This is a genomic window from Brasilonema octagenarum UFV-OR1 (assembly GCF_963888615.1).
GTDB classification, from domain to species: domain Bacteria; phylum Cyanobacteriota; class Cyanobacteriia; order Cyanobacteriales; family Nostocaceae; genus Brasilonema; species Brasilonema sennae.
On the sequence record NZ_CAWPKW010000079.1, the window covers coordinates 1 to 13435 of the forward strand.

Below are 13435 nucleotides of genomic sequence, written 5' to 3' on the forward strand. Positions count from 1 at the left end.
TTCTCATTAGGTAAACCCGCCGCTTTTGCTTTTTCTATTGCGGTACGCAGTTGAAAATTTCCCGCTGGATCCCGAACCCCATTTCTCGCCGTCACAATAATAGCACGCGACCACTGCAAAAGTCTTACCTTTTTTTGTATCCACGACCGCTTTTTGGCGTTTAATATTTGCCCGTTTACTGTGTCCTGCCATATCAAGGAATGAATAAAACTATCTACTCAAAAATACGATATAGCTTGATTCTAGCTTTTACATAGTTCCGTAAGAATATCAAGATGATTCACAAGAATTGCAATAACGATAGTGGTAACTATGATAAATATTAAAAGGGCATTTATCACTCAAAAAATATAACGCTTTTACAATGGCAAGGATGACCCTTGACCAATTACAGATATTTTTGGCGGTGGCGCAACATATGCATTTTACTCGCGCCGCCGAGGCGCTTTACATCACCCAGCCTTCTGTGAGTGCTGCAATTCAAAGCCTTGAAGAACAGTATGGAGTCAAATTATTTAATAGGATTGGTCGTCGGATTGAACTAACTCTTGCTGGGAGGATGCTGCAAGCAGAAGCACAAAAAATTTTAGACTCTGTTGAGTTGACTGAACGGGGACTGCGCGAATTAAACGATTTGCAAAGAGGTGAACTCAAATTAGGCGCAAGTCAAACAATAGGTAATTACTGGCTTCCCCGCTTCATCAGCTTATTTAAGCAACAGTATCCTGGCATCACTGTTGACTGTACGTTAGGTAACACTACTGAAATTAGTGAAGGGACGGTTACAGGATTGTTTGACCTTAGCTTGGTAGAAGGCGAAGTTGAGCCATCAATTTTAACTTCTTTACAGCAAACAATTGTGGGCGGAGATTGTCTGCAAATCGTTATCGGTCAATCTCATCCTTGGTTTGAGCGGAGTACAGTTAAGGTAACAGAACTAACAAACACTGGTTGGGTGATGCGCGAGAAAGGGTCAGGAACTCGTCAGCAGTTTGAGCAAGTGCTAAAACAGTGGGGTATTGAACTAATACAGTTAAATGTCATTTTGTCAATGAAAAGCGGTGATATGGTCAAAGCAGCCGTTGAGAGTGGGGTAGGGGCTGCGGCGATTTCCAACCTCATAATCACCAAAGAACTGCGTCTTGATATGCTCCGTTGTATTAAGGTTACAGGTTTGGCAAAAGACACTACTGATGCAAATTCACTCTCACGTCCCTTCTTTTTATTAAAGCATCGAGAACGCTTTCAAACCCGTATCTGCCAAGTGTTCGAGCAATTGCTAGTATCGGGGTAAATCTGTGGAATAGCTCCTTTTACTTCGACATTGGCTGTAGCTGAATCTGCACGGGCATTCCTGCAACATCATCTTTCAACGGTACAATTACCAAATACCGACGAGATTGTCCGCCTGCATTACCTTCTACAACCTGCCTAATCGGTCCCAATGTCGTGACAATTGCCGCACCAGAAGGGTTAGTTTGGAACTTTGCTAGCGGTTGTAATTTACCATAAGGTTTGCTAGGACGCTCCGCTAACGCCAATTGATACATACTTTTAGGTTGCAGTCCAGTCACTGCTGCTTCTAGTAAATCAATTATGCCCTGGTTGTTAACTGTTACAGTGGTCGCGGGTTTTTTCGCTGACGATCCTGGGGCACCCATCACTAAATGAGCCACTAAACCAGAGTTGCCCAAAGGCTCTAGATTTGCCAATCCATCTCCAGTAGGAACTGCATTGGGAACATAAACGATCGCTTGCGAGGATTGACCACCAGGAATCGTCACCATCACTTGATTTTTCAAAGTATCAATTGCGGTGACTCCAGTGCCATTTTCTAATGCTACGTAGATACGGGAACCATCACCAGAAGACCAAAGACCGTGGGGTAACTCGCCCGTTGGAATAGTTGCTACCAATTTTGGAGTATTCGTTGTTGTATAGACTTTGACAACATTTTCACCACCAACTGTAACGTAGGCAAATTGACCTTTCTGATTTCTGACGATATTGACATGGTTTGTAATCGGTCCGGTATCCAAGGTAGCAGTGACATTAAAGGGGGCTTCTGCATTAAATACTTGAACTTTACCCGTGTCTTTCAGCGTCAGCCAAACTTGCTTGTTGTCCGGAGTTGCAGCAATATTTGGGCAGAAGGGAGAGGCTTGTTTAACTGTTGCTACCACCTGATGGGACTTGACATCAATAACGCTTGTCTGGGGTGTGAAACTAGAGCAGACAAATCCATACTTACCATCGGGACGAAAAATTGTCATCCCAGGTCCATTGTCAACAGTGATGCGTTGTTTCTCTTGATACGTTTGACTATCTAACACAGAAACATAGTCTTCTCCACGTATTGTCACCCAAACTTCACTACCATCGGGTGTAAAGAAGGCTTCGTGAGGCGATCGCCCAACATAAGTGACGTGCTTAACTTTATTTGTCTGGGTATCAATAAAAGCTACCGAGTTGGAACCGACTGAAACCACCGCCAAGGTGCGATTGTCGGGCGAAAAACCCATACCATGCACTAGTAGTTGACCAGTATACAAGGGACTCAAATTCTCTGGCGCTGTTTTACCCAGACGAATCACACCCAATAGTTTATTGGTTTGGGGATTGTGTACAGAAATTGTATTAGACGTTTGGTCAGCCGTGTAAACCCGGTCACGCGAAGTAATGGAAATATCCGGTGTAGATGCTGCATAAGGAACTTGCCCACCAAAGGCAGACAGTGTTAAACCTAGTAAAATGGCAAATGTGATTGTAGCGATTATCGCTCGATTTTTCATAGAGATATTTTCAAACTTATTTTGACGATGAAGGCATGGGTGATTGTGGATGCTTGAGCGATAGCTGCATCAGTTCAATTTCTGAGTGTTGAGTGACGATAATCTCTTGCGCTAGTCGTCGCAGACGGGGATCTGTCCCGTACTGCAACTCAACCTTTGCCATCTCAATGGCTCCTTGGTGATGCGGAATCATCATGGCTGCAAAATCAGCATCAGGATTGCCATTCATCTGCACATGCTGCATTTGTGTATGCATAGAGGACATCGCTTGATCGTAAGCCTGATTTGCAAGAGTGTGATGTGGCATTATCATCGACGCTACTGGGATGCCAATTGATAATAAAAATAAAAAAGGTAGATTGAAAGACATATTTTTTAGTGTTGCTTTATGGCTTAACAATTTTCCAGGTTTCTTCAGCAATTTTTAAATTACCAGAAACGGGTTTGTAGAGCAAAGTATATTCAACAGGGATTTTAGTCTTGGCATTGCTGAATGTAACTAAAGCCTTGACTGTTTCTGTTCCTTGCTCTCCAGTGGTGGTTTTAACATTTGAGAACACAGAATTGAACTTATATCAAAGCTGAAGGTTACACCTTTTCATGGTGGTAACCCCCCGAAAGTTTCGCCCAAACAATATCTTGCCGCCAACTTCTGTTTACAAACCACTGACTCAACTTTTCGCAAAATCCAACATTGGTATGACTGACTCTTCTTAAATTCTGCTAGTTTTGTTTTTACAATATTTAAAGATTTTTTTAGTTGCGTTTGAAAGTCATTCAGTACACTTTTGCTAGACTCAACTGAGTCAATAACTAATTTGGTGCCATTCAAATAGCAGTTTTTAAGCACTTTAATTATTAGAAGTGCTTCAGAATTCTGATTGAAATCTGCTTCTGGCGTTTCTAAAAATCGATGCCTAGGAGTTATTGTGTTAGTTTTGATAACTCTAAAAAAAAGCCCGCCCATTTCATTTACCTCATCTTGGCTGATCATTCTTAGCTCTAGTGACCTATCTTTTTAGAGAAGGCTTACGTAGCGTCGAACTAGAAACTATCAGCCATGAGGGCGGTTCTCTGGTTATTCCAGAAGGCGAGTTTCATCACCACTGTTTTTGTAATACCAAAATCTCGACTAACTTGTCAAGATATTGGATTATGCTTCTTTGCTAAAGAACAAAACCTCTTGATGCTTGCGCTTGTAGTCATTTTCCAATCTGTAAATAATAGTTTAAACCTATTGTTTAAATAGTAAAGAACGTTTGCTTCTATTAATTGAAATGCCTAAAGTGAGATCAACCCTTCAGTACGAGATTGAAATGAAGCGAAGTCTGATCACAAAAAAATTATCCTCACTCACTAGCGATCAAAAACTCCTGTATCGAAAAATTGTCTTTATCCTAGCTGCTGGATTTTGTCTGACTCCTTGGGCTTCACCACCAATAGCGCTGATGTTAGGAATTTTCTTGGCGCTGACTCACGAGAATCCATTTCACAGAATTAGCCGCCCAGCATCTAAATATTTACTAGAAGCATCTGTAATTATGCTGGGGTTTGGCATGAACCTAGCCGTTGTGTTGAAAGCAGGGGCAAGCGGTGCTTTGTTTGCTGTGGGTAGCATCAGTGCTACTTTCATTCTTGGCTATTTCTTAGGAAAGTGGTTGAAGATTCCCATTAAAGCTTCTGGCTTGATTTCAGCGGGAACTGCGATTTGTGGTGGGAGTGCGATTGCCGCAGTCAGTTCAGTCATCAACGCAGCACAAAGCGAGATTTCGGTAGCAATGGGGACAGTTTTTGTTCTGAATGCCGTGGCTTTGTTTGTGTTTCCACCTTTAGGACATGTGCTGCACTTAACGCAGACACAGTTTGGAACCTGGGCTGGTGTAGCAATTCATGATATTTCTAGTGTGGTAGGTGCAGCATCACACTATGGTCAAAGTGCGCTGTATACAGCCACAGCCGTTAAACTCTCCCGCGCTTTGTGGATTATACCTATCTCAATAGCAGCAAGTTATATATTCCAACATCAGAATAAAAAGTCAGGGGAGAGTGTGCAACATAAACCCCAAGTACCCTGGTTTATTGGTTTGTTTCTCCTTGCTTCGATAGCGCGGACGTTTATCCCGCAGGTTGCTTCTTGGTCGCCTATAGTAACACACATCTCGGAAGCAGGTTTGACACTAACGCTATTTTTGATTGGTGCGGGTTTATCTCGACGGATGTTGAAAGCGGTTGGTTGGAAACCGATGCTTCAGGGTGTAGTGCTGTGGATATTTATTAGCGCTACTTCCCTGGGTGTGATTATGTTAGTCGTGCGCTAGTCGCAAGCGTCACTCCTTATATAGGTTTCGCTATTTAAATTAAAAATTTCATTTCCCAACCAATTTAACCAAACCAATACCACCAAAGTAAAGTCCCAAAACTGCTCCTGCTAAGAGACTTTGAGTAAAGGGATCAGTTGAAGGTGTCAGAATTGCTCCTAAAACCACCGCGCCCATAATAACGTAGCGCCAACCAGAAAGCATTTGTCCAGAAGAGACAATTCCCAAAGCACCAAGTAAGACTTGGATAATCGGAATTTGAAATGCTAACCCAGTACTAAACAGCAGCAACAAGACAAATTCAAAATATTTGTCAATCGACCATAATTGTTCCACAACATCAGCACCGTAGCTGATGAAAAATTTCAAAGCAGCTGGTACCAATAAAAGATACGCAAAGGCTAACCCTCCCGCAAACAAAAAACTCGATCCCAAAACCACAGGTCCCAGCAAGCGACGTTCGCGACGAGTCAATCCAGGGAGAACAAACTGGATAACTTGGTATAGCACAAACGGGCTAGACAAAACCAACCCACTGTAGCCTGCAACTTTCATTGAAACAAAGAAATATTCTCCGGGAGCCAGTTGCAGAAATTTTACTCCCTGTGCTGGTACTTCTAGCAGCTGAACAATCGGCTTAACGGCAATAAAACAGCCAACAACACCCACTACTACAGCAATGAGCGAGTAAAAAATTCGTTGTCGTAACTCTTCTAAGTGATCGAAAATTGACATTTCGACTTCACTTGGCAACTCGTCAAGAGGATCGATAGGATCTATTTCTGGTTTTGAGTCACCATTTGGTTCAAAGTCAACACTGTATGGTGTTGTTGTGTCTACGTTTTGTGGAGGTGTCATGAGTTAGCTAGAACGGCATCACCTGCTAACTATTGTATCTGGGAAGCAGGTGGATGTAGAGACGCGCCTTAAGCGCGTCTGTACTTTTTGACATCATTGAACCGGTAGTTGTGGGTGTACAGTCGAATATTTTCCTACCAACTGCGAAGTTTCTGAGTTATAGAGTCTTAAGTAATTCCAGTAATTACCCAACACCTGACGCACGTAATTTTTGGTTTCATCAAAGGGAATTGATTCGACAAATTCATCTAGATCGTCCTTTGGCAGGGTTTGTACCCACTTGGAAACATTACCGGGACCAGCATTGTAACTGGCGATCGCCAACATTGAGTTATTACCATACTGCTGATGAGTGTGATCCAAATACCAAGTCCCGAACATGATATTCTCGTTGGGATTTTCCAAATTTATTTTTGTGCTGTCCACCTGAATTTGTGGGGCAATCCATTTTGCTGTACTTGGTAGTACCTGCATTAAACCAACCGCACCAGCTGTAGAACGGACTTTTGGCTCAAAATGTGATTCCTGACGCATCAACCCAGTCACTAGCAGAGGATTGAGCTGACGCTTTTGGGACCATTGTTCAATTTCTTTTTGATAGGGGAAAGGATAACGAGCTTGCCAGTAAGTGACTTGTTTGCTTAAAGCCTGATATTGTGCTTGTTCTTGCGGTGTTTCTCGATCTTCCAATTTGGAAATTTTGTCAATTCCAATAATATTTTCTCCCTTTGCCAGCCGCATCAAACCCTCAGTAAATTGCTCTGCTACTGTTGGTTGCATTTTGTTCTGAAATTCGGTTTGCCATTGCAACCAAGCATCGCGGTCTTGAGCAAGGAGGTATAATTCTTTAAATGTCTCAGAACCAGCAGTTGGCACCGGACGCTGGAACGGGACGAGGCTTGGGTTCATCGGGCGCACGGAGTTGAAATTGCCAACATTGAGTCCTAAAGTTGCCCCTGCTCGCCACGAATAGTAAGAATGGGGAAAATTGCTGAGGGTATACTCATAAGCTTGTTTTGCTTCCTGCTTTTTCCCCAGTTTTGTTGCCCATTTTCCAACCCAAAAGCTTGCTCTAGGAGCCAAAATACTGTTGGGGTTATTTTTGGCGATCGGTTCTGCCCATTGCCATGCAGCTTTATAATCTTTAGCTTTCGCTTTTTGTTGTGCAATTTTCCAGCGATATTCTGCCGCTTCCTCAGAATTACCGTACTTGGTAATCAGGAGCTTAGTAGCCTCACTCGCTGCTTTTTGATCTTGAGCTTGAAGAATTTTGATTTTTTCTACCAGTGCTTTACCTGCTTTGTCAGGAAATTTAGTAATAACCTGATCAAGATACGGCAAAGCATCTTTACGTACTGTTGCCATTTCTGCTAAGCGTAACAGACCAGTGCTAGTTTCTTTGGCATCGGGAAATGCCTTGACAAGTTCTTGATAGACAACAAGGGCTTCTGGTCGTTTTCCACTTATTTGCAATCCCCTGCCAGCACGGTACAGGTTGAGGGGTGTTTTACCTGCTTTGGCGTAAGCTGTCGTTGCTTTGCCAAATTCATTATTTTCCCAGAAAGCTGAACCAACAATTTCCCACTCTTCGGGTTTAAGGGTGGAATTGTTCGCCAGCTGATTCAACACAGGTACAGTTCCTGGTTGGTCATAGGCATATTTTGCCAAAATTAACTGCAATTGCGGTTGATTGGAATTTGTCTCCAACCGTTTACGGATAATTTCCCAGGTAAGGGGATGAGAAGGAAATTCAGCTATTGCTTTGTCCTGATACTCCGGGAGTCCAATCAGATACAAGGCTTTAGCAGCAGCTGGTTGTTTGGGGTAGTCTTTGATTACTTTCTGCCTCAGATCTGAGGCTTTGCCTTCTTGTCCTAGAATTTCGTGTGCCTGCGCTTGTTTTAGCAATACATACGGAGCAAAGACTGGATAATCTCTGTCTAATCCATCTAGTAACTTTAGTGCAGGTTCAGCTTGCTTTTGCTCAATTAAGTCACTTGCTAAAAGATAACGAGCGCGATTTTGATCTGCTGAATTTGATCCCTCCTTTATTAGTGCTTCTAGTTTTGCACCACGTTCTTGCGGAGATTGTGATACCAAGGCAAAAACGGGTGATTTCGCTTTGCTTTCTTCCGAAAGCTTCTCTGGTTCAGTCTTGTGCGGTTTAAGCCATTGACTTACTGATTTTCCTATCTCGGGAGCCGACAGGATTGCCCCACCTAAGAAGGCACATAGTCCGGCACCCACTATGAGAGAAATATGCTTTGTCTGTAGCTTCTTCAGCATCGATTCCCGCTGAAAATTTCACATGAATTTCTTGCCACTTTAGCATTACTGGTGGTCAACGTCTTCAGTTTTAACTTTTATATTTTTTATATTCGGAAACAAGGATGAGATTAACTTTGAACTTTTAGGAATTATTGACACAATGTTTGCGTAAGTAATCTTTGTTAAGGATTAGAGAACTAAGACATACTACTTTTCATATCAAGACTTTTTTTCATAGTAAACACTTATTTTCTCGCTCAGCTTGTTATTAAAATGACTCCATGTTTTTTTATCGTTAAACTGATTAATACTAAGTAATATAAGTAGATACAAATAGACTAGGGTTAACTACATTAATAACGTTTACAACTCTCACTCAATAACTCCTGACAACCTGAACGAGTTAACTTTATTACTAATACAAACTCTTTTCAAATGTGATGACGTTATAAATCATACAGATATTGAGAGAAGAAAGCCATCAATTGTTATAGTCTTGAATCAACCTATAGTTATATCTTTATCCCTCTAACGGAAGATGTCAAAATAACACAAATAGCTATTCTAATAATTTGTAGTCAGAGTATTTAAAAAAGAGTTCGTGACTCATAACCGAGCGATAATTTTTGCATGATTTTCTTTGCGTTTGTCTTTGTTTGATCTCAAGACAAATGGTCATAGCAATTTAGAATGATGGAAGCATGCCCATGCATGAAACAAGACGAGTCGTAGGAGCATTTTGCTCCCAAATTTTTTTAACCAAAATCAGATCAAAGCCTATACCCACAAATTGAAACATTTAGGATGCTGCCTGAATGATTCTTAAGAGGGAACAGGAATAATAAACAGCAAATAACCTGTTTTTAATGCTGCGCTAATTTAGGAGTCCTCCCTTTCAAACCAATCATCAACTTGAGAGCAAAGACTTTTACCAAAGGTATTCGCTGCATCATCCATAACCCAAGGCGACGAACTATCACAACTGGCAAGATATTGTTAGAAAACATTCGATCTAACAAATCAGTAAAACCTAAAATTGTCAAGTTCTCCCGTTTGCGCCAGCGTTCGTAACGTTTGAGAACTTGAATGTTACCGATATCTTCACCTTGAGCATCCGCTTCTTGCAACACTTGCGCCAAAGCAGCCACATCGCGAATACCCAAATTCAAACCTTGTCCGCCTACGGGATGGCAATTGTGTGCTGCATCGCCAATTAAAGCGAGTCGGTGGAGGGCATAGCGATCGCTCTGCATGAGTTGTACCTGAAAAATAAAGCGATCGCCCAACAATTCCAACCTCCCCATCTGGTTCCCATAACGCTTGCTTAATTCTGTCAAAAACTGCTCATCATCCAAGGCGCACAAAGCTTTAGCTTCTTCATGGGGGGCAGTCCACACAATTCGGCAACGGTTTCCTGGCAAAGGTAAAATTGCAAACGGACCACTAGACCAAAATTTTTCGTATGCTGTGTTGTTGTGGGGTTTTTCTGGTTTGACAAAAGCAACAATACAAGATTGCCAATATTTCCAGCCACGGGTTTTAATTCCAGCAGCTTCACGGATAGGGGAACGCGATCCATCTGCGGCTACAATTAATTTACTGCGAACCGTCTGCATCTGGTCTGCTATTTTAACATCCATCGTCACCACATCCTGCTGATACTGGATATTAAGGACTTGAGCAGGACACAGATATGTGACGTTGGGACAATTTTTGACAAACTCCTGTAAGGGATGCAACAGTGCTTGATGTTCTGCCACATAACCTAAATCTTTTGTGTTTATATCCTTAGTTTCCCATTCCACCACACTAGGATAATCAGCATCAGAAAGACGCACACGGCGGTAAGTCTCAATGTTGGGCAATATTTTGTTCCAAATTCCAATTCCTTGGAAAATGAGCGCCGAAAGCATATGCACCGCATAAGCTTGTCCTTTGGCTACCGCCGCTGATTCTACTTTTGCTTCTACCAGCAGCACACTTAACCCGGAATCTTTCAATGCAGAGGCTAGGGTTAAGCCAACAATCCCACCGCCGACGATGACTAAATCATAATCATATCCCCGCGTCTGTGTCGGTGTTTGGGGAGGGTTAGGGGTTTGAAGCTGCGCTTGCGCCATTGTTAAGATAAGTTACAGCGTTTTCATTCTTATTTTGACGCAAGGGGGCTAGGAAGAGCAAGTTGAGGAGATGTCAGTCTCGAATTGCCAGAATAATAAGTGTTTTTGAACCGCAGAGGCGCAGAGGACACAGAGAGAAGAGGTAGCGGAAAGAAACTGTACTCCTTGCGGAGAAGAGGTAGTGGAAAGAGTACTTACATCTCCATCTGTGATAGCGACGATAGTGGTTTCCATCTCCTTGCGGAGAAGAGGTAGTGGAAAGACAGATACCATTACTTTTTCAGAGCAAGACCCTGAAAAGTTTCCATCTCCTTGCGGAGAAGAGGTAGTGGAAAGTCGGAGTTTTGAAAGATGGGACGTTTCTCTAAAAAGTTTCCATCTCCTTGCGGAGAAGAGGTAGTGGAAAGAGTTAACTTCTGGAAACCTTACTGGGTGAGACTTTCAGACCCCCCAATCGACGCATCTCGAAAAAGTGATTAAACTGTCTCAGAAATAAATTAATTTTGAGGTCGCAAAAGCTTACTGGGTAAACAATCGACACCAGTCAACGAAGTTATGCGGTTTTCAAGGATCGGGTGAGTGGTGTCGATAAACGTCACACACGCTGCATAAACTATAAGAGCATTATCGTGTGACCGTAAACTTTTGGTATAGAAACTTAATTGTGTATTTGGTGGATAATAATGTTATTACAATAGTATTACCCTAAGAATGCAAGAGATAACTATGTATACGTTAAAAGTTCGTAAAGTTGGAAATTCTTTAGGAACTACCTTACCTAAAGAAATTTTACAAAAACTGAGAGTTGACGAAGGTGACACCATATTTGTAACAGAAACTGCTGATGGTGTTTACCTCACAGCTTCTAATCCTGATTTTGAAAAAGCGATGGAAGCATACAAGAAAGTAAGTTCTAAGTATAGGAATGCGTTGCACGAATTAGCAAAATGAGGAGTGGAAACGAACCGTTTTGGTTAGACGAGGCAATGATTAGAGCTATGCACGCAGACCAACAACATCAGCATGGCGGTTTATCTGGTAGCAATGAAAACTTAATTCAAGCGACATTAGCCAGACCGAAAAATTTATTCGTTTATGGCGAATCAACACCTACGATATTTGAGTTAGCTGCTGCATACTGTTACGGATTTGCAAAAAACCATGCTTTTGTAGATGGGAATAAAAGATTATCCTTCGTAGCAATGGCTACTTTTTTAGAACTAAACGGTTATTCTTTTGACGCTCCAGAAGTAGAAGTAGTTGTAATGATGGAAGGAATAGCCTCTAGCGAAGAAACACAGGAATCGTTAGCTGTGTGGATACAAAAAAACTCAATAGAGTATGGAGAATGACCAAATCGGTAGTTGAGAAAAATCTATGATGCTTCAACGCTACAAATAAAAATACTCGCCATTCTAAACAGCGAGCAAAGCTTAATGAGCATGAGGATATATAGTTTTGACGAGATGCTTGCCTGATTAAGCCCGCTTATTAACTATTATTTATTGAGCAGGAGAAGGTGAAGCAGGAGTGGATGGAGAGGTGGAAGGTGATGTTGTGGGTGTAGTACCTGTAGGTGTTTTGGCAGAGTTAGGAGTGCGAGTCTTTTTTACCGTACCAGTTTTCTTCTTTTTAGTCGTGGAAGGTTTGGTAGTAGTACTAGGCTTGGTAGTTGCACCGGAAGTTGGTGTGGGTGATGTCGTTGTGGCGGGAGAAGACATTGTTCCCTGTGCGTGTACAGCAGGTGCAGTTAGGGCTACAGGAGCAGCAACCACAAGAGACAGAAGTAAAGCTTTTGTAATCTTGTTCATGTGAAACTTTTATCACTCAAGAATCAACCATTCAACTATCCCAAGAAGATATGACATTGTAGTGTTATTGATATGGAGTTTTTGTGTAAATTTTTGCCTTTGTTAGGTTAACGAGGTAACAGATTAGGTTACTTTAGTCAACTTTTTTATAAATAAAAAAAACCCCGCTGGACCTTGAGGAACGCAACGGGGTTAGATTCTGTTATGTGTGTCGAGGAGGAGGAATAGGAATTGGGAACATCCCAAATGTGTAAGTTATATCAAACTCAGATTACGTTTAATTTGGTCGATCTAGCTTGAAAATAGAACTCAGAACTCAGAACTCAGAACTCAGAAGAAAAAATCAATTTTCATATGTTCTAGTGTACGCAGTTCATGACGACTACTTAATTTTTATCGAAGAATCAATAATCTAAGTATTTCATACAGTTATGTCAGTCTCATGTTCTTGACATGGAGTTTTTGTGTCGATTTTTGCAGGTTTGACATCTCAAATTCCAAAATTATCATTACAGCCAAAAGTTGCAAGCTGAGAGTATTTTTTCATCTGATAATTAACAATTAGATCTTCTAAACATTGTCTTTTTCAGTATTTTATGTGTTTTAATTGCAACAATTTTAAATTTTACAAGTGAGATTTCATATCAAAGTTCAAGCCATCACAGCCATCAATTCTTCTGACATATCAAAATTAGCGGTAACATTTTGTACATCCTCTAAGCTTTCTAAACTATCAATTAACTTCAGAAGTGAGCGTGCCTGATCTGGAGCAGTCACTTCTACATTGTTGGCAGAAATCCAGCGTAGTTCGGCATCAGTCACCCCAAAACCCTTTTGTTTGAGAGTTTGACTCAGGTTCTCTAAATTCACTACTTCGGTAAATACTTCAGCAATTTGCTCTTGTGTCATTTCATAAAACTCAGCACTTCCTTCAAGAGATGCTTCTAAAAGCTGTTCTTCATCGACGATTCTCTCTACAGTACAAACGCCTTTTTGGGAAAACATCCAGCTGACACAACCTGTTTCACCGAGGTTACCACCATTTTTACTAAAAGCAACACGTAAGTCTGCAGCAGTACGATTACGATTATCTGTCAAGGCTTCAATGAGGATCGCAACTCCTCCAGGACCGTAACCTTCGTAACGAATTGCTTCTAAACTAGAGGAATCACCTGAGAGTGTACCTCCACCCTTGGCGATCGCTCTTTCAATGTTCTCATTAGGTAAACCCGCCGCTTTTGCTTTTTCTATTGCGGTACGCAGTTGAA

Annotated in this window: 13 protein-coding genes, 1 pseudogene and 1 riboswitch; of the genes and pseudogenes, 5 read left to right on the top strand and 9 right to left on the bottom strand. The window is 41.6% G+C overall.

What is annotated here, in order from left to right:
• A pseudogene (locus AC5590_RS06105) lies at positions 1 to 192 on the bottom strand (YebC/PmpR family DNA-binding transcriptional regulator); the annotation flags it as partial.
• A gap of 181 nt (positions 193 to 373) precedes the next feature.
• Here AC5590_RS06105 and AC5590_RS06110 point away from each other — a divergent pair.
• On the top strand, positions 374 to 1294 hold the full coding sequence (locus tag AC5590_RS06110; RefSeq protein ID WP_169268333.1) for a LysR substrate-binding domain-containing protein: 921 nt from the start codon (positions 374 to 376) through the stop codon (positions 1292 to 1294).
• 19 nt (positions 1295 to 1313) lie between these two features.
• On the opposite strand, the gene AC5590_RS06115 is transcribed toward AC5590_RS06110, so the two are convergent.
• Genes AC5590_RS06115 through AC5590_RS06130 form a run of 4 tightly spaced genes read right to left on the bottom strand, consistent with a single transcriptional unit; the run spans position 1314 to position 3786 of the window.
• Positions 1314 to 2792, bottom strand: coding sequence for a YncE family protein (locus AC5590_RS06115; RefSeq protein WP_169268323.1), 1479 nt, complete (start codon positions 2790 to 2792; stop codon positions 1314 to 1316).
• 16 nt (positions 2793 to 2808) lie between these two features.
• Positions 2809 to 3162 (bottom strand): CopM family metallochaperone, encoded by a 354-nt coding sequence (gene copM, locus AC5590_RS06120; protein WP_169268324.1) that lies wholly within the window; start codon positions 3160 to 3162, stop codon positions 2809 to 2811.
• 16 nt (positions 3163 to 3178) lie between these two features.
• Positions 3179 to 3352, bottom strand: coding sequence for a hypothetical protein (locus AC5590_RS06125; protein WP_169268322.1), 174 nt, complete (start codon positions 3350 to 3352; stop codon positions 3179 to 3181).
• A 38-nt stretch (positions 3353 to 3390) separates the two neighbouring features.
• The gene (locus AC5590_RS06130) at positions 3391 to 3786 is read right to left on the bottom strand and encodes a hypothetical protein (RefSeq protein WP_169268325.1); all 396 of its coding nucleotides are present in this window, start codon (positions 3784 to 3786) and stop codon (positions 3391 to 3393) included.
• Between the two features lie 44 nt (positions 3787 to 3830).
• Positions 3831 to 3906, bottom strand: a riboswitch (Fluoride riboswitch).
• Positions 3907 to 4108: 202 nt separating this feature from the next.
• On the opposite strand from AC5590_RS06130, the gene AC5590_RS06135 reads away from it, so the two are divergent.
• On the top strand, positions 4109 to 5110 hold the full coding sequence (locus tag AC5590_RS06135; protein WP_169268326.1) for a YeiH family protein: 1002 nt from the start codon (positions 4109 to 4111) through the stop codon (positions 5108 to 5110).
• 48 nt (positions 5111 to 5158) lie between these two features.
• On the opposite strand, the gene tatC is transcribed toward AC5590_RS06135, so the two are convergent.
• The 3 genes from tatC to AC5590_RS06150 form a co-directional block, all read right to left on the bottom strand.
• Positions 5159 to 5968: a twin-arginine translocase subunit TatC gene (gene tatC / locus AC5590_RS06140; RefSeq protein ID WP_169268327.1), complete on the bottom strand. Its 810-nt coding sequence runs from the start codon at positions 5966 to 5968 to the stop codon at positions 5159 to 5161.
• A gap of 93 nt (positions 5969 to 6061) precedes the next feature.
• Complete coding sequence (locus tag AC5590_RS06145; RefSeq protein ID WP_169268328.1) at positions 6062 to 8254, bottom strand: lytic transglycosylase domain-containing protein; 2193 nt, start codon at positions 8252 to 8254, stop codon at positions 6062 to 6064.
• An 845-nt stretch (positions 8255 to 9099) separates the two neighbouring features.
• Positions 9100 to 10356 carry an FAD-dependent hydroxylase gene (locus AC5590_RS06150; protein WP_169268329.1) on the bottom strand — a complete coding sequence of 419 codons (1257 nt, stop codon included), beginning with the start codon at positions 10354 to 10356 and terminating at the stop codon, positions 9100 to 9102.
• A gap of 726 nt (positions 10357 to 11082) precedes the next feature.
• Here AC5590_RS06150 and AC5590_RS06155 point away from each other — a divergent pair.
• The 3 genes from AC5590_RS06155 (at position 11083) to AC5590_RS06165 (ending at position 12171) form a co-directional block, all read left to right on the top strand.
• A complete protein-coding gene (locus AC5590_RS06155) occupies positions 11083 to 11307 on the top strand; it encodes an AbrB/MazE/SpoVT family DNA-binding domain-containing protein (RefSeq protein WP_169222733.1) in 225 nt (74 codons plus the stop codon).
• On the top strand, positions 11304 to 11708 hold the full coding sequence (locus tag AC5590_RS06160; protein ID WP_169268330.1) for a type II toxin-antitoxin system death-on-curing family toxin: 405 nt from the start codon (positions 11304 to 11306) through the stop codon (positions 11706 to 11708). The genes AC5590_RS06155 and AC5590_RS06160 overlap by 4 nt, the downstream gene beginning before the upstream one ends.
• Before the next feature lie 178 nt (positions 11709 to 11886).
• The gene (locus AC5590_RS06165; RefSeq protein WP_169268331.1) at positions 11887 to 12171 is read left to right on the top strand and encodes a hypothetical protein; all 285 of its coding nucleotides are present in this window, start codon (positions 11887 to 11889) and stop codon (positions 12169 to 12171) included.
• A 647-nt stretch (positions 12172 to 12818) separates the two neighbouring features.
• Here AC5590_RS06165 and AC5590_RS06170 read toward each other — a convergent pair.
• A partial coding sequence (locus AC5590_RS06170) for a YebC/PmpR family DNA-binding transcriptional regulator (protein ID WP_169268332.1) occupies positions 12819 to 13435 on the bottom strand: 617 nt, incomplete at its 5' end.

Coding starts and splice junctions, on each gene's coding strand:
- AC5590_RS06135 (WP_169268326.1), top strand. CDS start 4,109: ATGAAGCGAAGTCTGATCACAAAAAAATTATCCTCACTCACTAGCGAT.
- AC5590_RS06155 (WP_169222733.1), top strand. CDS start 11,083: ATGTATACGTTAAAAGTTCGTAAAGTTGGAAATTCTTTAGGAACTACC.
- AC5590_RS06145 (WP_169268328.1), bottom strand. CDS start 8,254: ATGCTGAAGAAGCTACAGACAAAGCATATTTCTCTCATAGTGGGTGCC.
- AC5590_RS06150 (WP_169268329.1), bottom strand. CDS start 10,356: ATGGCGCAAGCGCAGCTTCAAACCCCTAACCCTCCCCAAACACCGACA.
- AC5590_RS06160 (WP_169268330.1), top strand. CDS start 11,304: ATGAGGAGTGGAAACGAACCGTTTTGGTTAGACGAGGCAATGATTAGA.
- AC5590_RS06110 (WP_169268333.1), top strand. CDS start 374: ATGACCCTTGACCAATTACAGATATTTTTGGCGGTGGCGCAACATATG.
- tatC (WP_169268327.1), bottom strand. CDS start 5,968: ATGACACCTCCACAAAACGTAGACACAACAACACCATACAGTGTTGAC.
- AC5590_RS06115 (WP_169268323.1), bottom strand. CDS start 2,792: ATGAAAAATCGAGCGATAATCGCTACAATCACATTTGCCATTTTACTA.
- AC5590_RS06130 (WP_169268325.1), bottom strand. CDS start 3,786: ATGATCAGCCAAGATGAGGTAAATGAAATGGGCGGGCTTTTTTTTAGA.
- copM (WP_169268324.1), bottom strand. CDS start 3,162: ATGTCTTTCAATCTACCTTTTTTATTTTTATTATCAATTGGCATCCCA.